This window comes from Saccharopolyspora pogona, assembly GCF_014697215.1.
In the GTDB taxonomy this organism is placed as follows: Bacteria; Actinomycetota; Actinomycetes; order Mycobacteriales; family Pseudonocardiaceae; genus Saccharopolyspora; species Saccharopolyspora hattusasensis.
On record NZ_CP031142.1, the window covers coordinates 2,053,306 to 2,071,389 of the forward strand.

Annotated in this window: 17 protein-coding genes and 4 pseudogenes; 9 read left to right on the top strand and 12 right to left on the bottom strand. The window is 64.8% G+C overall.

Going from position 1 to position 18,084, the window contains the following annotated elements:
• Window positions 1–369: 369 nt before the first annotated feature.
• From DL519_RS09260 to DL519_RS09270, 3 genes and pseudogenes are all read right to left on the bottom strand, one after another.
• Window positions 370–939, bottom strand: a pseudogene (locus DL519_RS09260) (IS630 family transposase); the annotation flags it as partial.
• 11 nt (window positions 940–950) lie between these two features.
• A complete protein-coding gene (locus tag DL519_RS09265) occupies window positions 951–2,231 on the bottom strand; it encodes an ISAs1 family transposase (RefSeq protein ID WP_190812573.1) in 1,281 nt (426 codons plus the stop codon).
• A gap of 144 nt (window positions 2,232–2,375) precedes the next feature.
• Window positions 2,376–2,906, bottom strand: a pseudogene (locus DL519_RS09270) (IS630 family transposase); the annotation flags it as partial.
• Window positions 2,907–3,309: 403 nt separating this feature from the next.
• On the opposite strand from DL519_RS09270, the gene DL519_RS09275 reads away from it, so the two are divergent.
• From DL519_RS09275 to DL519_RS09285, 3 genes and pseudogenes are all read left to right on the top strand, one after another.
• Window positions 3,310–4,547 (top strand): IS3 family transposase gene (locus tag DL519_RS09275; protein WP_190823868.1). Its coding sequence is split into 2 segments (ribosomal slippage): window positions 3,310–3,607 and window positions 3,607–4,547, totalling 1,239 coding nucleotides; the frame shifts between segments, so codons are not numbered across the junction.
• Between the two features lie 46 nt (window positions 4,548–4,593).
• Window positions 4,594–4,998 (top strand): annotated as a pseudogene (locus DL519_RS09280) (transposase); the annotation flags it as partial.
• Window positions 4,999–5,252: 254 nt separating this feature from the next.
• Entirely contained in the window at window positions 5,253–5,588 is a 336-nt protein-coding gene (locus DL519_RS09285) for a reverse transcriptase N-terminal domain-containing protein (protein ID WP_223838611.1), read from the top strand.
• A 38-nt stretch (window positions 5,589–5,626) separates the two neighbouring features.
• Here the strand turns inward: DL519_RS09285 and DL519_RS49775 are convergent.
• From DL519_RS49775 to DL519_RS09315, 6 genes and pseudogenes are all read right to left on the bottom strand, one after another.
• Window positions 5,627–5,812 (bottom strand): annotated as a pseudogene (locus tag DL519_RS49775) (IS3 family transposase); the annotation flags it as partial.
• A 63-nt stretch (window positions 5,813–5,875) separates the two neighbouring features.
• Window positions 5,876–6,175 (bottom strand): DUF6262 family protein, encoded by a 300-nt coding sequence (locus tag DL519_RS09295; protein WP_168584698.1) that lies wholly within the window; start codon window positions 6,173–6,175, stop codon window positions 5,876–5,878.
• Window positions 6,172–8,082, bottom strand: coding sequence for a tyrosine-type recombinase/integrase (locus DL519_RS09300; protein ID WP_190813987.1), 1,911 nt, complete (start codon window positions 8,080–8,082; stop codon window positions 6,172–6,174). Before DL519_RS09300 ends, DL519_RS09295 begins: the two co-directional genes overlap by 4 nt.
• Complete coding sequence (locus tag DL519_RS09305; RefSeq protein WP_190813989.1) at window positions 8,042–9,133, bottom strand: tyrosine-type recombinase/integrase; 1,092 nt, start codon at window positions 9,131–9,133, stop codon at window positions 8,042–8,044. Before DL519_RS09305 ends, DL519_RS09300 begins: the two co-directional genes overlap by 41 nt.
• Window positions 9,134–9,217: 84 nt before the next feature.
• Entirely contained in the window at window positions 9,218–9,958 is a 741-nt protein-coding gene (locus tag DL519_RS09310; RefSeq protein WP_190813991.1) for an IS3 family transposase, read from the bottom strand.
• Entirely contained in the window at window positions 9,958–10,281 is a 324-nt protein-coding gene (locus DL519_RS09315) for a transposase (protein ID WP_190813992.1), read from the bottom strand. The genes DL519_RS09310 and DL519_RS09315 overlap by 1 nt, the downstream gene beginning before the upstream one ends.
• A gap of 678 nt (window positions 10,282–10,959) precedes the next feature.
• Here DL519_RS09315 and DL519_RS09320 point away from each other — a divergent pair.
• From DL519_RS09320 to DL519_RS09345, 6 genes are all read left to right on the top strand, one after another.
• Window positions 10,960–11,253, top strand: coding sequence for an RNA-dependent RNA polymerase family protein (locus DL519_RS09320; RefSeq protein ID WP_223838613.1), 294 nt, complete (start codon window positions 10,960–10,962; stop codon window positions 11,251–11,253).
• Window positions 11,201–11,494 carry a DUF5372 family protein gene (locus DL519_RS49780; RefSeq protein ID WP_223838614.1) on the top strand — a complete coding sequence of 98 codons (294 nt, stop codon included), beginning with the start codon at window positions 11,201–11,203 and terminating at the stop codon, window positions 11,492–11,494. Before DL519_RS09320 ends, DL519_RS49780 begins: the two co-directional genes overlap by 53 nt.
• Window positions 11,495–11,523: 29 nt before the next feature.
• A complete protein-coding gene (locus DL519_RS09330; RefSeq protein WP_190813996.1) occupies window positions 11,524–11,874 on the top strand; it encodes a DUF6788 family protein in 351 nt (116 codons plus the stop codon).
• Window positions 11,875–11,980: 106 nt separating this feature from the next.
• Complete coding sequence (locus DL519_RS09335; RefSeq protein ID WP_223838615.1) at window positions 11,981–14,035, top strand: recombinase family protein; 2,055 nt, start codon at window positions 11,981–11,983, stop codon at window positions 14,033–14,035.
• A gap of 13 nt (window positions 14,036–14,048) precedes the next feature.
• A complete protein-coding gene (gene ltrA, locus DL519_RS09340; protein WP_223838618.1) occupies window positions 14,049–15,209 on the top strand; it encodes a group II intron reverse transcriptase/maturase in 1,161 nt (386 codons plus the stop codon).
• Window positions 15,206–15,628 carry a group II intron maturase-specific domain-containing protein gene (locus DL519_RS09345; protein ID WP_190813998.1) on the top strand — a complete coding sequence of 141 codons (423 nt, stop codon included), beginning with the start codon at window positions 15,206–15,208 and terminating at the stop codon, window positions 15,626–15,628. The genes ltrA and DL519_RS09345 overlap by 4 nt, the downstream gene beginning before the upstream one ends.
• A 505-nt stretch (window positions 15,629–16,133) precedes the next feature.
• On the opposite strand, the gene DL519_RS45970 is transcribed toward DL519_RS09345, so the two are convergent.
• From DL519_RS45970 to DL519_RS09355, 3 genes are all read right to left on the bottom strand, one after another.
• On the bottom strand, window positions 16,134–16,616 hold the full coding sequence (locus tag DL519_RS45970; RefSeq protein WP_223840237.1) for a transposase: 483 nt from the start codon (window positions 16,614–16,616) through the stop codon (window positions 16,134–16,136).
• Window positions 16,538–17,395 (bottom strand): IS110 family RNA-guided transposase, encoded by an 858-nt coding sequence (locus tag DL519_RS09350; protein ID WP_223838620.1) that lies wholly within the window; start codon window positions 17,393–17,395, stop codon window positions 16,538–16,540. The genes DL519_RS45970 and DL519_RS09350 overlap by 79 nt, the downstream gene beginning before the upstream one ends.
• Window positions 17,396–17,608: 213 nt before the next feature.
• Window positions 17,609–17,950, bottom strand: a complete 342-nt coding sequence (locus DL519_RS09355) for a hypothetical protein (protein WP_190814000.1) — start codon at window positions 17,948–17,950, stop codon at window positions 17,609–17,611.
• Window positions 17,951–18,084: the final 134 nt, after the last annotated feature.

The window sequence follows — 18,084 nt, forward strand, 5'->3', positions numbered from 1 at the left end:
CACAGGGCCGAATCGTATTTTCGAGCGGCACAGGCAACCGACCCAGTACACATCAGCGGCTGAAAACCCTGCCGTGGAACCACACCCGGACAGACGCCCACGACCGCACCCGGGGACACGGACGGACCGAGACCCGCAGCCTGAAAGTCCTTGCCCTCGACGATGAACTGCGATCAAAGCTACTCCGAGCCCGGCAGGCCATCCAGATCCGGCGCTGGCGCCGACCGAAAGGAAAACCCGCCGCCATCGAAACGGTCCACTACCTCACCAACCTGCCACCGGCCGACGCCGGCCCGGAGAAGCCGGCCAAACTCATCCGCGGGCACTGGGGCATCGAGGTGCGACATGAGGTCGCACTGGTTGAGAGAGCTAGTGTCCTGCGCCGGAGATTCGTTGACAATATGATCGGAGTGACTCCAAGATCTCGTCAGCGCTCTTCGTCCAGATGAACGGCCGGGGATCGTTGTTCCACTCGTCGATCCAGTTGCGGATATCGGCCTCGAGTGCCTGGACGCTGGTGTGCACGCCGCGTTGCAGGAGTTTGGTGGTCAATTCGCCGAACCAGCGTTCGACCTGGTTGATCCAGGACGATCCGGTCGGGATGAAGTGGATTTGGAATCGGGGATGCTTCGCTAGCCATTTCTGGATGATCTCGGTTTTGTGGGTGGCGTAGTTGTCACAAATGACATGGACGCCTAACTCCGCCGGTACGGTTTTGTCGATCTTGGTGAGAAATTTGCGGAACTCGACCGAGCGGTGCCGGCGGTGCAGCGAGGAGATGACCTTGCCGGTGGCGATGTCGAAGGCGGCGAACAGGCTGGTGACGCCGTGACGGACGTAGTCGTGGGTGCGCCGCTCGGGCATGCCGGGCATCATCGGCAACACCGGCTGGGACCTCTCCAGCGCTTGCACCTGGGATTTCTCATCGGTGCACAGAACCCAGGAGATCGTCAAAGTCGGTTTGTGCTGGTAGCGGCTGCGATGATCGGAATGATTCGGGTTCGGTCAGCGGCGATACGTTCCAGAGTTCGGGTGATCTGGGTGATTCCGGCCAGGCGTAATAGCCCGAGGGCGAGGTTGCGGAGGGTGGCCATGACCTGGGCTCCTGTTCCGGTGTAGGCGTGTTGGTGGTCTTCGCGGTAGACGACGTCTCGAACCCAGTGAATCTTGTTCTCTATGCCCCAATGTTGGCGGACGAACCGGGCGATCAGGTCGGCGCCGGCTTGTTCGGCGGTCAGGCTGGTGATGCCGTGCACGACCTCCTTGGTCAGGTGGTTACCCGCGTGGTCGAAGGTGTCGCGGCGGATACGAAACACTTGTGCGGCACCGGGAAAGTCAACATCGTTGGCCGGTGCGACCCAGATCTGGCGGCGCACGATCTTGCCTGTGCTGCGGTCGGTTTCGGCGTGATGCGCGGTGCCCGGCGCGGCCGGCGGGAGCACTGAGGCGATCTGGGTGAGCAGGGTGGGCTGGTTGCCTTTCACCGTGAGTGCGTAGTGGCCGCCCCGGTCCTGGGTCAGGTACGCGGCGGTGGTGTGCTGGGCGTGCGCGGCGTCCCCGGTGACGACCACACCGGTCAGATCGATGTCCTTGAGCAGCGCGGCCACCTGGGTGATCTCGTTGGTGCCCTCAGGAACCCGCAACTGAGCAATGACGACGGCTTCTCGGTGCAGCATCGCCGAGAACAGCTTCACCTCGCTGCCTTCCGGATCGCCGGGCGCCACCGTGTTCCGCAGGGTCTTGCCATCCATGGCCACACCGACCAGTCCCTCTGGTCCGTGGTCATCACCCCCGGCCACATCGACGCCACGGGCCAGGGCCGCAGCCGCAGCTTGCTCCCGCAGCCACCGGCACACCTGCTCATCGGCGGCGTCAGCATCGATATCGTGCGCCACCCGACGAATCGTCGATTCGCTGGGCGCGACATAACGCCCGGTCAACAGGTGCCGACGGCAGCCGGCCAACACCAACAACTCCTGCGGCAGGTCCGCGGCACGATCCCCCGCTTCCCGGAAGTTACCGGCCCCGGCCAGCGCTGCGAACACCGTTACCGCCAGCACTGAACCAACCCGGTGACGAACCCCGCGCGGCTTGCGCGGGTCAGGCACCCGACTCAGCATCTCGACCAACCCGCCCACCGCGGCAACACCGACGTCCATGCCGATCTCCACGGACGCACCGAACCCGCCAGCAATCGGCGAGCACGAATCCTGGACATGCGACACTGACACCGGTGGCCTCCTGTTAGGACGATGATCAAGGTGTGGTAACCCGCATCATCGCAGGCAGAAGGCCACCACCCACATCCAGACACACCACGCGTCACCACGCACTCAGGACTTCACACCAAGATCACAAACTTTGACGTTCCCCTGGCACAGAACCACTGCGTTCTCGGGCGGGTTCATATACAGGCCGACGACGTTACGGACCTTCTCGATGAACTGCGGATCGGTAGAGAGCTTGAATGTGTCGGCCAAGTGGGGTTTAAGGTTGAACGCTTTCCAGATCCGTCCCACGGTCGATTTACTCAGCCCGGAACGCTTCGCCATCGATGTACGCGACCAATGCGTCGCGTTGTTCGGTTTCTCTTCCAACGTCGAGACGACCACCTTCTCCACCTGTTCGTCGGTGATCTTCCGCGGCGCGCCTGGGCGATCCTCGTCGACCAACCCCTTCAGTCGTCGCTGGACAAACCGCGACCGCCACTTGCCCACCGTCGGCCGCGACACCCGCAACTTCTCGGCGACATCCACATTGGACAAACCATCGGCGCATGCCAGCACAATCCGACACCGCAACGCCAAAGCCTGCGAACTCTTCGCCCGCCGAGCCCAACGCTGCAACGTCGAACGCTCATCGTCGGTCAGCACCAACTCAGCCTTCGGCCGCCCAGTCCTCGCCATTCCCGCAGTATAGCCATTTCGACCATGAATTTCCGGTGCAGGACACTAGCCGAAGGGGAGGGTCGTTTATCGACGGTTAGATCCGAGTGAGTGCTCGACGCTCGTTCCCGCTCCTGGCATGCGTCGCTGGTAACGGCGGTTGCGACACGAGGGCCCACGTGGTGAGTGAGCTCGTTGAGGAGGTTCGACGTATGTCGAAGACGTAGCTACGGGTCTGTGTTCGACCTGTCCCCACCGCGACGTGCGTGGCCGGTTCCTGATCGGTCGGGTGCGAAGCTCGCGGGAAAGTCCAAGGACCGCTGCCCCAACCATGGCGGTCACAGGTGCGGGGAAGGACCGGAATAGGGCGACTGGACCACCCCGGGTTCGTTGGAGGCCGTTGGTTCTGGAGAGGATGAACGGCATGGCAGCGGCGAGGAAGTACCCGGTGGAGTTGAAGGAACGCGCGGTGGGGATGGTGCGTGATCTGGAGCGGGAGCTGGGTCCGGGGCGTGGGGCGATCGCGCGGGTGGCCCAGCAGTTGGGGGTCAATCCGGAGGCGTTGCGGTACTGGTTACGTCAGGACGATCAGGGGCGGCGGCCCTCGGGCGAGCGGGCGGCGGGCTCGGTATCGGAGGCTGACGTGCGGATCGCGGAATTGGAGCGGGAGAACCGCGAGCTTCGCCGGGCGAACGAGATCCTGAAAGCGGCTTCTGCTTTTTTCGCACGGGAACTGGACCCTCGACCGCCGAGATAGCTGGGTTCGTCGATACCTACCGTAGCGAATTCGGTGTCGCCCCGGTGTGCGAGGTGATCGGATTTGCGGTGTCGACGTATTACGCGACGAAGAAACGTCAGGGGCAGCCGTCGGATCGCCGGTCGCGGGATGAGGAACTGATCCCGGAGATCCGGGCGGTCTGGGAACAGCAGGGCAAAGGGATGTACGGGGCCCGGAAAGTGTGGAAACAGCTCTTACGCGAGGGAGTGAAGGTGGCGCGGTGCACGGTTGAGAGACTGATGCGCGCCGAAGGCATGACCGGGGTCGTGGCCACACGGCACCGGCCGCGGACGACGATCCCCGGCAATGCGGACACCAGGCCGCGTGACCTGGTGGAACGAGATTTCAGGGCGCCGGCGCCGAACCAGCTGTGGGTCACCGATGTGACCTATGTGGACATTCTCGATGGTGATTTCTGCTATACCGCTTTCGTGACGGATGCGTTTTCCCGCGCGATCGTGGGCTGGCAGGTGTCGGACAACCTGAGAACCGAGCTTGCGCTAGACGCGCTCGATATGGCATTGTGGTCCCGGAAAGAACATCTCAGTAAAGCATTGGTACATCACAGCGATCGAGGTGTTCAATACACCTCGATCCGTTACGGGAAACGGCTCGCCGACGCCGGGATCGAACGATCCGTTGGCAGTACGGGCGATTCCTACGACAATGCGCTGGCAGAGTCGGTCAACGCTCTCTACAAAAAGGAACTCATCGCCCGGAACGGCCCATGGAAAGACGCCGGCGGGGTCACCTTGGCGACCGCGGAATGGGTTTACTGGTATAATCATGAACGGTTGCACTCCTGGTGCGGCGACAGGCCACCGATGGAGTTCGAGCAAGCCTTCCGGCAACGCAGACACGTGCAGCCCCCGACAGCGGCATAGCCCCACGAGACAGATGATCAGGTCTCCACAAAACCCGGGGCGGTCCAACCTGAGAACCGAGCTTGCGCTAGACGCGCTCGATATGGCATTGTGGTCCCGGAAAGAACATCTCAGTAAAGCATTGGTACATCACAGCGATCGAGGTGTTCAATACACCTCGATCCGTTACGGGAAACGGCTCGCCGACGCCGGGATCGAACGATCCGTTGGCAGTACGGGCGATTCCTACGACAATGCGCTGGCAGAGTCGGTCAACGCTCTCTACAAAAAGGAACTCATCGCCCGGAACGGCCCATGGAAAGACGCCGCCGAGGTCACCTTGGCGACCGCGGAATGGGTTTACTGGTATAATCATGAACGGTTGCACTCCTGGTGCGGCGACAGGCCACCGATGGAGTTCGAGCAAGCCTTCCGGCAACGCAGACACGTGCAGCCCCCGACAGCGGCATAGCCCCACGAGACAGATGATCAGGTCTCCACAAAACCCGGGGCGGTCCAGGGTGCCCAAGAAGCGAACGCCGGCGGCGGAAACGCAGCAGGAAACCGCAGGCTGTTACACCGGGGCTTCCTCCCGGATGGCAGGCGGATAACTGGCCGGATACCGGGCCTGGTGCCCGGCCCTGAAAGGGGTGCTGACGTGGGCAGGTGGGCCTTTGAATCGAAGCAAAGCGGACGCCAGAACCAAGGGGCAAGTTGGACACTTCGGTGAACGGACCTGCGGGCCCGGACTCGGTTTTCGATGGTGATGCCTGGGATCAGGTGAATTGGCGGGAACACGAGGAGCGGGTACGGCGGCTGCGGCGCAGGATTTTCAAGGCGGTGAAGGGCGGGGACCTGGCCACGGTCAGGAACCTGCAAAAGTTGGTTCTGCGGTCCTGGTCGAACACGCTGATCAGCGTGCGGCAGGTCACGCAACGCAATACGGGCCGGCGGACCGCGGGGGTTGATGGGCAGGTCGCGTTGACCAGCCAGGCTCGGGCCGAGGTGGCGATGCGGGTGCACGCCACCCGAAGCTCATGGCGGCCCATGGCGGTTCGGTGAGGTTCCCCCCAAGCGGTGGACAGGGGGTTTACGGGGATTCAGGCAGCTGCTCGGAGTGAGCTCTCGTAGTCCTCGGGACTGAGCATCCCGATCGCGGAGTGCCGCCGGATAATATTGTAGAAGCGAACCCAATTGTCAACTGCGACAACGAGTTCCGTCTGTGTGGCGTAGGTATGCCGGTAGTAGTGCTCGTGTTTGAACGTGGACCAGAACGATTCCGCGGGGCTGTTGTCCCAGCTTTATCCGGCTAATGATCTCGGTTTCCGGTGATTGACCGGTTAACGCTTTCAGTCGTTTCTGGCTGTGAGGCGTCGGAGTTGTTCTTCGTGGTGGCGTACTCGGGTGGCGAGGGCGTCGAGTGCGGTGCGGAGGGTGGCGATCTCGTCGGTGAAGCCGGTGAGGGTGCCGTTAGTGCTGGTCTGGTGTCGGTGGTGTTCGATGACGGCGCGGAGGGTGGGGTTGCGGTAGAGGGTGGTGCGGCCCAGTCCGGTGCGAGCAGCAATGGCCGTGAAGGTGACGGCGTGGCCGTCGTGGATGAGTTGTGTGCAGGCGCGTTCGACGCGGTTGAGAGTGCTGGTTTTGGTCATCCTGCTTGGGCCTCGTTGATCAGGGTGTCGAGTCGGGCGATGAGTCGTTGGTGTCGTTGGGCTTCGGTGATCCAGCCGCGTTGTTCGGCGTCGCGGGCCAGTGCTTCGGCGTCGACGCGCTGGGCTGCGAGGATGGGCAGCGAGCTGGCTTCGGTGTGGAAGCTGGGGCAGTGCTCGCAGATGTTGGCGTAGGGGCAGGCGTCTTGGGCGGGTGCGCGCAGGCAGAATCCGCCGGCGAGGCGGGATTTGAGCAGTGGGGTGTCTTTCCAGTCGGCTCCGCCGGTGATGTCGGCCAGTGGCAGGCCGATCCTGCCGGTGGTGGAGGTGCGGGCCTGTTGTTTGGCGAGGTCGAGGCCTCGTTCGTATTCGGCTCGGACGGTGGTATCGAACAGTCGCCCGTAGCGCAGGCTCATTTCGGCGGAAACATGGCCCAGCAGCGCCATCAGTGCTTGGAGTGAGACCCCGGCGTTGACCAGGGCGGTGGCGTAGGTGTGGCGGAGCTGGTGCGGGGTGAGGTGGTCAAGTCCCGCGGCCTGAGCAGCGCGGTTGAGTTCGTGACGGACTGCGCTTTGGGACAGTCGCCGGCCGTGGTGGGTGAACAGGAACTGGGCGGGACGCCGGTAGCGGGGGTGCGGCATGGGTCGTCCGTGGGAGCGGATGGCGGTGATGTGGTCGATCAGGTCGAGGATGTCGTCATCGATGGGGATCATCCGCTCTGTTTCCAGTTTGCCGAGCGGGATTTTCAGCCAGTGGCCGTGGTCGGGGACTTCGTGGACGCAGTCGAGTTCGAGGTCGAGGACCTCTCCGATGCGCAGCCCGCAGGCGCGTTGCAGTCGCAGGGTTGTTGCGGCCAGTTCGTTGCCGGGCCCTTCGGTGAGCACCTCGGTGAGTCGTCGGTCGATGTCGACTGGTAGATAGCGGGGCAGGGTATGCGGGAGTTTGGGGACATCGTCGCGGAACATCAGCTTGCGGGGTGGTGCTTGCGGCCAGCCCCACTCGGTGATGTCGGTCAGAAAGCCCATCAGTGCGAGCACTCGCCGGGACCGGTCCGCGACGGTGATGAGCTCATTGTTCTTCGCGCTGATCGCGTCGACCAGCGACGTCAGGTAGGGCTCGATGTGTTTGCGGCGATCGAGCTCGGCGATGGACCCGAGTTCGGGGTCGATGTCGGCCAGGAACACTCCGAAGTGTTTGAGCCGGGTTGCGATCGCCGACACCGTTTTCGGTTGGCAGGTTGCCCGTTTGCGTTCCAAATAGGCGATCATCGTCTCGCGGATCGGTGGCTGTAGGCCGGAAAGCCTTTGCGTGAACGGGACCGGGCCGCCCGAGCGTGGCAGCTCATCGACGATTCCCAGGTGAAACAGCACGCGCTGGGCGTTACTGGCCGCCGCCAGATAGTGCTTGTTGCCCTTGCCAGTTCGCGTCTCGCGCTCCTGACACGCAGCCCGGAACTCGTCCAGATCGGCCACGGTGATCCGGTCCAGCGACCGTCCAGTCTGGATGAGCAGCCGGACCGGCACTTGGGAGCCGGTGGCGAACCGGACCCGTTCGGTGAACCCGAGCTCGGCGGCCGCGGTCATGAACCGATCGAGGTCTGGTCTCAGCGGTGAGTCTTTGATTTCCCGCCAGATGCTGGAGAGTTTGCGTTCCAGCAGATAGTCATAGCCCGGTTGCAGCACCCGGTGCAGCATCAGGAACGTGATGATCGGCCGAGTCGAGCTCCCAGCCGACAAGCGAGTCTCCAACGACTCGGCCACCCACCCTCGCGGGTCCGGCCAGCGCCCGAAGAACACCCGAGCCGCCCACGAGTAGGCAGCGTTTCCCCGTCCTGTCTGCTGAAGATAGTCCAGATAGGCGATGTGCAGATCATTGCTGGGATTGGGAGCGGAGGCGATCGCGAGCGGCATCGAATTCTGCTTTCACGTGGGCCGGAGCCAGATGGATGTAGCGGGCGGTGGTGTCGACATGAGCGTGGCCGAGCAGGGCTTGCATCACCGCGAGATCAACCCCCGCTTCGGCCAGGGCGGTGCCGAAGGTGTGTCGCAGCGCGTGGGGATGTCCTCCGACGATGCCGGTGATTCCACGGTGATAGCGGAAGATCGTGCGCAGCCCGGCCGCGGTCAACGGCTGGCCCCGGTTCGGTCCCTTGGCCACGAGAAACAGGCGAGGACTGCCGGATTCCGGCCGCTCGGCCAGCAAATACACCTGGATGACCGAGCCGACATCAGGGTCCAGCGGGACGCGGCGTTCCCGCTGGCCCTTACCGAGCACCTGCAGCCATCGGCCGCCGATATCGACATCGGCGATGTTCAGGCCCAGCACTTCGGCGGAGCGCAGCCCGCAATACAGCATCAAGCCCGCGATCGCCCTGTCCCGCCATGTGTGGAAGCTCGCCAACAGCTCCGCCGCATCGGACTGCGACAGCGCCGTGGGCAGGCGGCCGGGCTCCCGAAGCCGCAGCGACGAGCGGTTCTTCGGCCGACGAACGGTATGTGCGAGCATCCCGCTGCGCTCACCCGCTACCCGCCAGCGGGCCTCCTTGCCCTTGGGGACAGGATTTTTCATGTCCGGGTCCCGCATCGCCGCGAACCCGAACAAACCCGAGATCGCCGCCAACCGACGATTGATCGTCGTGACGGCGTACTGATCCATCCGACGCCCCGACAACGTGATCACGTTCGGCCCCGGCCGGCCCGGAACCGTCGCCTCACGGCAGGCACGCAAGAACCGCAACAGCACCTCGGTGGTCACCTCCGGCAACGGCTGCTCCTCGGCAACGAGCCACCGGCAGAACGCCAAAAGGTCGTAACCATAGGCCCGCACGGTCTTCGGTGAGTAGTTCCGATCGGCCAGATGAGCCAAGTACTCATCCACCAACCCAAACCCCGACGCGGCCGGCCCGGCCAACGCCCAGCCACCGTCGTGTTCCTCAAGCCGAATACCGGCCTCGGTGTTCATAAGGACAGACGTACCAGCACTGACCACTTCGAGCAGGCAAGTACCACTACCGCAGCATGTCGCTGACCAGCCCAAACACAACTATTAGCCGGTTAAGAGGGAGATCCCAGTCGCGCCCATCGACCGGCGCAGCCCGTGCCGGAAACACGCTTTCACCGTTAGATGACCAGTGTACTCGCCGCCACGATCGGAATGCAGGATCGTGCCACGGCACCGGCCGCCCCGGGTAGCGACGGCGGCGTCGATGGCCTCGGTGACCATCTCCGAGCCGATGTGCTCGGAGATGCTGTAGCCGAGCACTTTCCGGGAATGCCCGTCCCGGACCGCGCACAGATACATCTCACTCTCACCGCAGGACAGGTAGGTGATATCGGTCAGCCACACCGCGTCCACGCGGCCCTGGTCGAATTCCCGATCGACGAGGTCCGGCGGGAACGACGCCTTCGGGTCGGCCACGGTGGTTTTCACCTTGAACGTGCGCGGGCTGATGCCCTCGACCCCGATGCCGGCCATGATCTTGGCGACGGTCTTCTCGCTGACCACCTCGCCCCGCGCACGCAGTTCGGCGGTGATGCGGGGTGACCCATAGGTGCCGCCGGATTCTTTGTGTACTTCGGTGATTTTCACCTCGAGGTCTGCCCGGCGCTGCTTGCGTGGTGTCAACCGCCGCGCCGCTGCGCGTTTGACATACGCGTAGTAGCCCGACGCGGACACGCTCAGAAGTCGCGCCATACGACGCACCGAGAACGGCCCGGCGGCGTCTTCACTGCGGTTGGTGTCGGTGCCGGTCTCGGCGAGCGTGTCGGGGCCGGCGTACTTCACCATCAGATCGAACCGTTCGGTTTCTTCTGCATCGCGGCAAAGTACGCCGAGGCTTTTACCAGGAACGCGTTGTCCTTCTCCAGCTCGGCGACCTGTCTGCGCAACCGTAGCAACTCGGCGCGTTCCGCAGCCTCCAAAGGCTTTTCGCCGTGAGCCTCGGCCGCGGCGATCCTGCGCCGCTCATCCTTGACCCAGTTATTCAGCAACCCGTCGTTGAGACCCAACTCACGAGCCACTTCAGCGATCGTGCGGCCGGAATCGATCACACGATGCGCAGCCTCGACCTTGTACTCGGCCGTGAACGACCGACGCTTACGAGGAGGCATGAGGACATCCTTCCAGCAGGAACCAATCCTGCCAACGTGGTGTCCACTACCCCGGGGGAACCTCACGACGCTGACTAGGTACGCCGACGACCGTGCGCCACGAGCGCTGATGGGGGTTGCGATGTAGAAGGTCGTGATCTCTGGATGCGGTGCTGTGCTGGCGATGGAGGTGGGCCCTCCGGGACCGCCCTGCAGGGGGAGGTCTCAAACCACCGCAAGCTGCTGCGGTGAATGAGTCGTGGTGGTGAGCGTTGCGGAAAAGGCGCACATGATGCGTCAGGTGCGGGCCGGGAAGGCGAACGTGAGTGAACCGCTGATGAAGTGTCGAAAGCGTAGCGATGGCATCAAAACCGGGGTCCAGTCGTTGCCCCGGGACGGGTCTGGCGGGTGCCTGCTGACTGGCCAGGTGGTGCCCGGCACGAAGGCGGCGCGATCTCGGTTCAGGCGCCAGCACGGAACGTGGGAACGCCTCGCCCCAGCGGTGCCGGCCGGATGTTGGACCGGCCGGCCGAAGGGAGAACTCCAAGCAGCGGAAACTGTGAGGGGCCGAGTACCGGTGCGGGGCAGGCGGGCGGACCGGCTCGTAGTAGCGGTGAAGCCTGGTAATTCGGGTGGAGCGAAGGGGCCGGGTTGCCCTGGTTCGTTCGGCGATCAACCGGTGTGTCCGGGAGGAGTCGGGTGAGCGGACCGAAGTTGCAGGACAAGCCGTTTCAGATCGACAAGTTCGTGGTCTGGGAAGCGTTTCAGAGGGTCAAGGCGAACAAGGGCGCGGCGGGAGTCGACGAGCAGTCGATCGAGGAGTTCGAGGCTGACCGGGACCGGAATCTGTACAAGATCTGGAACCGGCTGTCCTCGGGTTCCTACTTCCCGCCCCCGGTGAAGGCGGTGGAGATTCCGAAAGCGGGAGGCAAAGGGGTTCGTGTGCTCGGAGTACCGACGGAGGCGGCATACTGCCGCGTCGTCCAGTGCTGATTTGGGTTTTGTTGTTGTTACACATCCGTTTCATCCGCTGAGGGGGCAGCGGCTGGGGGTTCTCTACGTCAAGCGGCGGGCCGGGGACACGGTGTTCGTGTGTTCCGGCGGTGTCAGCGGGCAGATCACCGTCCCGCAGGCGTGGACCGATCGCGGTGAGCCGCCGCAAGAGCATCGGTTATCGGCGGCGGGTTTGGCCGCGCTGGTCGCGGTGACACGCGCGCTGGGAGTTGTTGATTGACATGGCTGATGCTGGCATCATCTTGTGTGATGAATCGACACAAGAACGATCTGTCGGGCTTGTCGACGCGGGCGTTGCTGGCACGCCGGCGGAGGCTGGTGGCTCGTCTGGGGGATGCGGAGCGGTTGCTGGCCGGGTCGCTGGTGGAGCAGACCCGGCGCTGCGGCAAGCCGGACTGCCGCTGCGCGGCCGGCGAGCCGCACGGCCCGTATGCGTATTTCGCGCCGAAAACCGCTGGCCGCGGGCGGTTGCGGTATGTGCCAGCGACGCTGGTGGAGGTGGTGCGCCGCTACCTGCACACCGGCGGCGAGGTGGAGGCGGCGGTGGCCGAGATTTCGGCCATCAATGCCGAGCTGCTGGCCCGGCGGGAGCTGCGATAGCCGATGACGACCGCCACACCGACCGCCGTGTTGACCTCGGCCTTTCGAGGCGAGGTGGTGGTGGTGCTGGCGAACATGACGGTGGCGGCGCTGCGCGGAGGTGGCGATGGTGAACGGCGACGGCAAGATCACCAGCGAACACCGCTCGCGCCAGGCGGTGGTCTATCTACGGCAGTCGTCGATGGCGCAGGTGCGGGAGCACACCGAGTCCACCACACGCCAGTACGGGCTGGTGGAGGAGGCGGTGCGGCTGGGATGGGCACGGGCCGAGGTGGTCGTGATCGACACCGATCTGGGGGTCTCGGGCCGGTGGGGCGTGGTCCGGGCCGGGTTCACCGAGCTGGTGGGCCGGGTGTGTTCCGGCGAGGTGGGAGCGATTTTCGGGATCGAGATCTCCCGGCTGGCCCGCTCGAATGCCGAGGTGGCCCGGCTGATGGAGTTCGCCGCGATCACCAAGACTCTGCTGATCGACGCCGACGGCATCTACGACCCCGGCGATGTCAACGACCGGATGCTGCTGGGCATGAAGAGCACCATCGGCGAGGTCGAGCTGCACGTGATGGCGCAGCGGCTGCACGCGGCCAAGAAGGCTGCTGCCGCCCGCGGCGAGCTGCGCACCCCGTTACCGGTCGGGTTGGTCTACGACGAGGCCGGCGACGTCGTGATCGACCCCGATGCCGAGGTCCAGGCCGCGATCCGTGACCTGTTCGCCGCGTTCGAGCAGACCGGCTCGGCCTACGGGGTGGTGGCCGTCTTCACCGAGCGGCGGTTCCCGCTGCGTGCCTACGGCGGGGTCTGGGCCGGGCAGCTGCGCTGGGGCAAGCTCACCCACGCCCGCGTGCTGGGTGTGCTGAAGAACCCCGGCTACGCCGGGGCCTACGTGCACGGCCGCTACACCTCCCGCCGCCGGGTCGACCCCGACGGAACGGTCCACACCGGACTGGTCGAGCGGCCGCGCGCCGAGTGGCCGGTGCTGATCAAAGACCACCACCCCGGCTACATCACCTGGGAGCAGTTTCTGCTCAACGAAGCAAAACTGGCGGCCAACCGCACCAACGCCGGGGCCCGCCCACCCCGCGAGGGTTCGGCGCTGTGTCAGGGCATCATCACCTGCGGGTCCTGCGGCAAGCCGATGCGCACCAACTACCACACCGACTCCAGGTCCTCCTACGAGTGTTCCTCCCGCGCGGACCGGCTCACCACCTCAACCTGCCGCTCCGTCGCATCATCCACAGTGGACGATGCGGTGGTCGGACAACTGTTGGCAGCGTTGAACCCCACCGAGGTCGCGCTCGCGCTCGCCGCCGCGGATCAGGTCACCGATCGGCACCAGCGGGTGAACCGGGCCGCCGAGCTCGCCGTCGAACGCGCCCGCTACGACGCCGACCGCGCCGAACGCGCATTCCACGCAGTGGAGCCGGAAAACCGGCTCGTCGCCCGCAGCCTCGAGGCCCGCTGGGAAGTCAAACTCGCCGCCCTGGCCGAGGCCGAACAGGCGCTGGCCGCCGCCACCGACACGCAGCCGCCCCTGCCTGGCCGGGCCGAGCTGGAGCAGCTGACTGCCGACCTGCCCGGGCTCTGGCACGCGCCCACCACCAGCAACAAGGATCGCAAACGGCTGCTGCGCACCCTCATCGCCGACATCACCCTGCTGCCCGAACCCGACCACGACAAGGTCGCCATCGGGATCCGCTGGCACACCGGCGCCACCGACGAACTGCGGGTGGCGCGCGCCGTTCACCCCGGTACCGCCAAACGCAGCCCCTCACCGGCAGTCGAGATGGTCACCCGGCTCGGCCCGACCACCCCCACCGCCGAGCTCGCCGACATCCTCAATGCCGCCGGACTCACCACCGGCCATGGGCGCCCGTTCGACATCAAAGCCGTCCAGTGGATCCGCCACGTCTACCACATCCCCGCCCCCGCGGCCTACGCCGAGGGCGAGATCAGCGTCGCCCAGGCCGCCGAACGGCTCGGCTGCAGCACCGGCGTCATCTACTACTGGATCGAAACCGGTCAGCTCCACGCGCACCGCGGCAGCGGCAACCGGCTCTGCATCCCCTGGAACGGCCAGGTCCAGCACGCCTGCAACCGCCGCATCGCCGCCTCCGGGCACCTCAACCCCGCCGCCCGCCGCAGCAAACCCCGAACCCGCCACTGAACAACACCCGAAATTGTCGGTACCCCCTGCCAAACTCACACCCAGAAACCCCGGCATCACAACAAATTTCAACCCGACCCCCCCACACCATCCAGAAATCCCTACACACGTCTGCAAAAAGGAGCACTATGAAACCACCGTCCCGACCGTGGCCGACCGGATCGCTCAGACGGTGGTGCGGATGTATCTGGAGCCGAAGGTCGAGCCGATCTTCCATCCGGACTCGTATGGCTACCGGCCGGGCAAGTCCGCGTTGGATGCGGTCGCCGCTTGCCGTCAGCGTTGCTGGCGCAGCGACTGGGTGATCGATTTGGACATCCGGAAATTCTTCGACACTGTTCCCTGGAACCTCGTGCTCAAGGCGGTCGCCCACCACGTCAAACCAGATCAACGCTGGATCCTGCTTTATGTGGAGCGGTGGCTCAAAGCGCCGCTGCAGAAGCGGGACGGTGTTCTGGTCGCCCGGGAACGCGGAACTCCCCAGGGTTCGGCGATCAGCCCCTTGCTCGCGAACCTGTTCATGCACTACGCGTTCGATGCCTGGATGTCGAGGGAACACCCCGGAATCTGGTTCGAACGCTACGTGGATGACGCGGTGGTGCACTGCCGCAGTGAGAAGCAAGCCCGGTACATCCGGGACGCGATCGCTGCCCGGCTGAAGCAAGTGGGGCTGGAACTGCATCCGGACAAGACCCGGATCGTTTACTGCAAGGACGCGGACCGGACTGGCTCGTATGAGCACGTCAAGTTCACGTTCCTGGGGTATGAGTTCCGGCCTCGGCTGGCCAAGAACAGGCATGGTAAGCACTTTGTGTCGTTCCTGCCCGCGGTCAGCAGCGAGGCGATGAAGGCCATGGGCCGGGAGATTCGTTCCTGGCACTGGGCCAAGCGCAGTGACAAGTCCCTCGACGACCTTGCCCGGATGTTCAACAGCATCGTGCAAGGGTGGATCAACTATTACGGGCGCTTCTACAAGTCCAGGCTGCTCTACTTCCTCCGGCGGCTCAACGAGCACCTGGTGCGATGGGCCTGCCGGAAGTACAAACATCGGCTACGCAACCGGGAACGCCGGGCGATGAGATGGCTCGCTGGGGTCTTCCGCAGATCCCCGCGCCTGTTCGCCCACTGGCGACTCGGAGCACGTCCTGACAACTGGGCAATGGGAGCCGGATGAGTCGAGAGGTTCAAGTCCGGTTCTGCGAGAGCCGGGCGGTGCGATCCCGCCCGGCCACTCACCTGGTCGTGTGCTGTCATTCCAGGCAGCAGGCCGAGCAGGTCAAGGCGAAGCTGGCCGCATGGTTGGCGCCCAAAGGGCTGGCTTTCAACGAGGCCAAGACCCGGATCGTGCGCCTCGACAATGAGGGATTCCAGTTCCTGGGGTTCCATCTACGTCGCTACCCCACCGGCAAGCTGTTGATCAAACCGAGCGTCCCGGCCGTCAAGAGGTTCCGAAAACGGCTCGCCCGGGAGTTCCGCACGCTTCGCGGGGCCAACGTCGCGGCGGTTCTGGCGAAGATCACCCCGATCGTTCGGGGCTGGGTCGCCTACTATCGCACGGTGGTGTCCGACATTGTTGAGTTAGGAGATGGGTAAGATCACTGGGCCACCCGCGGGCGCGTTTTCGCAGGCCAGGAGATGATCAGCTCAGCTCTGACGTATGCCTTGGCAGGCTCGTTGAAGCCGAAGTAGGCAAGGCCACCATGGGCCGGACGCAGGTTCGCGTACTCGCACCTGCCGGGTGAGTGGGTGTTCCGAAGTCAGCGTTGCCCGGCAGTAGTGCTCGGGCTGTCGGCACCGGTGGGACGACGCCGGCCAGCCGCCCTTGGAGGAGTTCGTCAAGCTTGAGTGCGGCCCGAGACGGAAGACCGGAGGCGTCGAGAACTGCCTGGTGCTGGGATGCCCGCGGCCGTCTTTCTCGTGGCATCAGCCGCTTTGCCGGGCCCACCGCGACCAGCTCACCCGGCGACGTGTCTCCCTCGAGGTGTTCCTTGGCCTCGAGGACGTGGTCGCCTTGCCTAGTCCGAAAATCAATGGTGAGCGGGCAGGCGGTAGCACCCGGCGGAGCGCAGCGGAGCCGGGTTCGTGGTGATGTGCTGGGTCAGGCGGCTGGGGTGAGGGTGACGGTGTAGCCCAGGGCTTCGAGTTGGCGGATGTGGTTGCGTTTCTTGTGGTCGCCGGCGATGCGGGTGTCGTAGAAGTCGGGGCCGAGGTCGTGGTAGCGGGCGTCGGGGTCGGCCAGCAGGTGCCAGATGATGATCAGGATGGAGCGGCCGACGGCGACCAGGGCCTTCTTTTTGCCGCGGCGTTTGGCGATGCGGCGGTAGCGTTCACCGAGGAAGGTGTTGGTGCGGGCCGCACCCACGGCGGCCTCGCCGAGGATACGGGCCAGGTAGCGGTTGCCATGCCCAGTGCTGGCCTTGCCCTTCTTCTTACCGGCGGATTCCTTCACGCCGGTCGCGAACCGCGCCCACGAGACCAGGTGCCCTGAGGTGGGGAACCGGGTCATATCCAGCCCGATTTCCGCGACGACGACCGCGGCGGCGATCGGGCCGATGCCGGGGATCTCATCCAGGCGTTCGATGGCCTGGGTAAAGGGAGCACCATCTCCTCGATCTTGGCCTCCAGGGCGGCGATGTCGGTATTGATCGCGTCGATGCGGGCCAGCATCCGCTGCAGCAGGAACGCGTGATGGTCGGTGAAATGCCCGGTGAACGCCTCCTCCAATAAGCTGATCTTGGTGCGCATCCGGCTACGCGCCAGTTGCGCCAGCACTTTGGGGTCGTGTTCGCCGGCGATCAAGGCGTTCATCATGTCCCGCCCGGAGACCCCGAAAATGTCCGAAGCCACCACCGATAACTTGATGCAGGCGTCCTCCAGCAGTTTCTCGACCCGGTTCTTCTCCGCGGTGCGGGTGTTGACCAGATCGATGCGGTAGCGGGTGACATCCCGCAACCGCCGGATCTCGGGTGGGGGCACAAAGCTGGGGCGCAGCATCTGGCGTTCGGCGACCTTGCACAGCCACACCGCATCCAGGCGGTCGGTCTTCGGGCGGCCGGGCAGGTGCTTGACGTCTTTGGCGTTGACCAGCCAGGTCTCAAACCCGGCGGCTTCCAGCAGGTAGAAGATCGGCTTCCAGTAATCCGACGTGGCTTCCATCACCACCCGGGTCACGCCCAAGCCGCGGAGGTGATCCGACATCGACAACAACGACCGCGTCATCGTCGAGTATGTCTGGACCTCCTGCAGGCGCTTGCGTCCCTCACCGGGGACCCGCACGCAGCAGACCAGCTCGGCCTTGCCGACATCCAACGCCGCCACCTGCTGGATGATCTCCTCGTTGTCCTGCGCCTCGGCCAGCACCGCATCTCTCCTTCCGACTCCGGTCAGGGGTTGCCCGCAGGAGCCGCAAGGGAAAATCGGAATCTAGTCCCAAGGCCGTGAAGTTTGGGCTTGCAGATCAATAACACGCCTAGCAGCCTGGTTCTGGCATGAGAGCACCGACGTCGGTCGCGTGCTGGATGAACTCGGTTGGGGTTTTGAGGCGGATCCCGGTGGGTTGTGGCGTGTAACCGATCACGGCCAGCAGGGGGCGGGTGAGGCGGATGATGTTGTGAGCGCTTTGCTGGGTGACGCCGAACAGGTCGCCACGGTTCGTTGTGGCACGGAGAACCGCTGGTAGAGCACGGTGATCGCGGCACGGTCGGTCAGATCGAGGACCGCTTTGCGGCCGGTGCCTGCCGCGGTGCGGCGGGCACCGCCGCGGCGATGGTGCAGCGCTGCTTCCCGTTGGGCGTGGCGGGCCACGCCCAATTTCTCGATCAGCTCGTTCCAGTCGGTGGGGTCCAGGCCGCTGAGCAGGGTGCCCTGGATGTCGTCCAGCTCCAGCACCTGCGCCTGGCTCGTACTGTCTGCCATCGCCACCTCTCTCCATGACCTTGGTGGGATCAAGATTGCTTCGACTGCGGCCGCTTGGCGTTCAGCGGCCGGGGACGGTCGCCTTCAGCGGCAGCACGTCGTCCGCGGAACGCGGCTCGCGCCGTTCTTGGTGG

Bases quoted from the DNA above. Each gene is read 5' to 3' on its own strand.
- DL519_RS09335 (WP_223838615.1), top strand. From the start codon at position 11,981: ATGGTGAACGGCGACGGCAAGATCACCAGCGAACACCGCTCGCGCCAG.
- DL519_RS09355 (WP_190814000.1), bottom strand. From the start codon at position 17,950: ATGGCAGACAGTACGAGCCAGGCGCAGGTGCTGGAGCTGGACGACATC.
- DL519_RS09310 (WP_190813991.1), bottom strand. From the start codon at position 9,958: ATGGTGAAGTACGCCGGCCCCGACACGCTCGCCGAGACCGGCACCGAC.
- DL519_RS09305 (WP_190813989.1), bottom strand. From the start codon at position 9,133: ATGAACACCGAGGCCGGTATTCGGCTTGAGGAACACGACGGTGGCTGG.
- DL519_RS09345 (WP_190813998.1), top strand. From the start codon at position 15,206: ATGAGTCGAGAGGTTCAAGTCCGGTTCTGCGAGAGCCGGGCGGTGCGA.
- DL519_RS09315 (WP_190813992.1), bottom strand. From the start codon at position 10,281: ATGCCTCCTCGTAAGCGTCGGTCGTTCACGGCCGAGTACAAGGTCGAG.
- DL519_RS09300 (WP_190813987.1), bottom strand. From the start codon at position 8,082: ATGCCGCTCGCGATCGCCTCCGCTCCCAATCCCAGCAATGATCTGCAC.
- DL519_RS09330 (WP_190813996.1), top strand. From the start codon at position 11,524: ATGAATCGACACAAGAACGATCTGTCGGGCTTGTCGACGCGGGCGTTG.
- DL519_RS09295 (WP_168584698.1), bottom strand. From the start codon at position 6,175: ATGACCAAAACCAGCACTCTCAACCGCGTCGAACGCGCCTGCACACAA.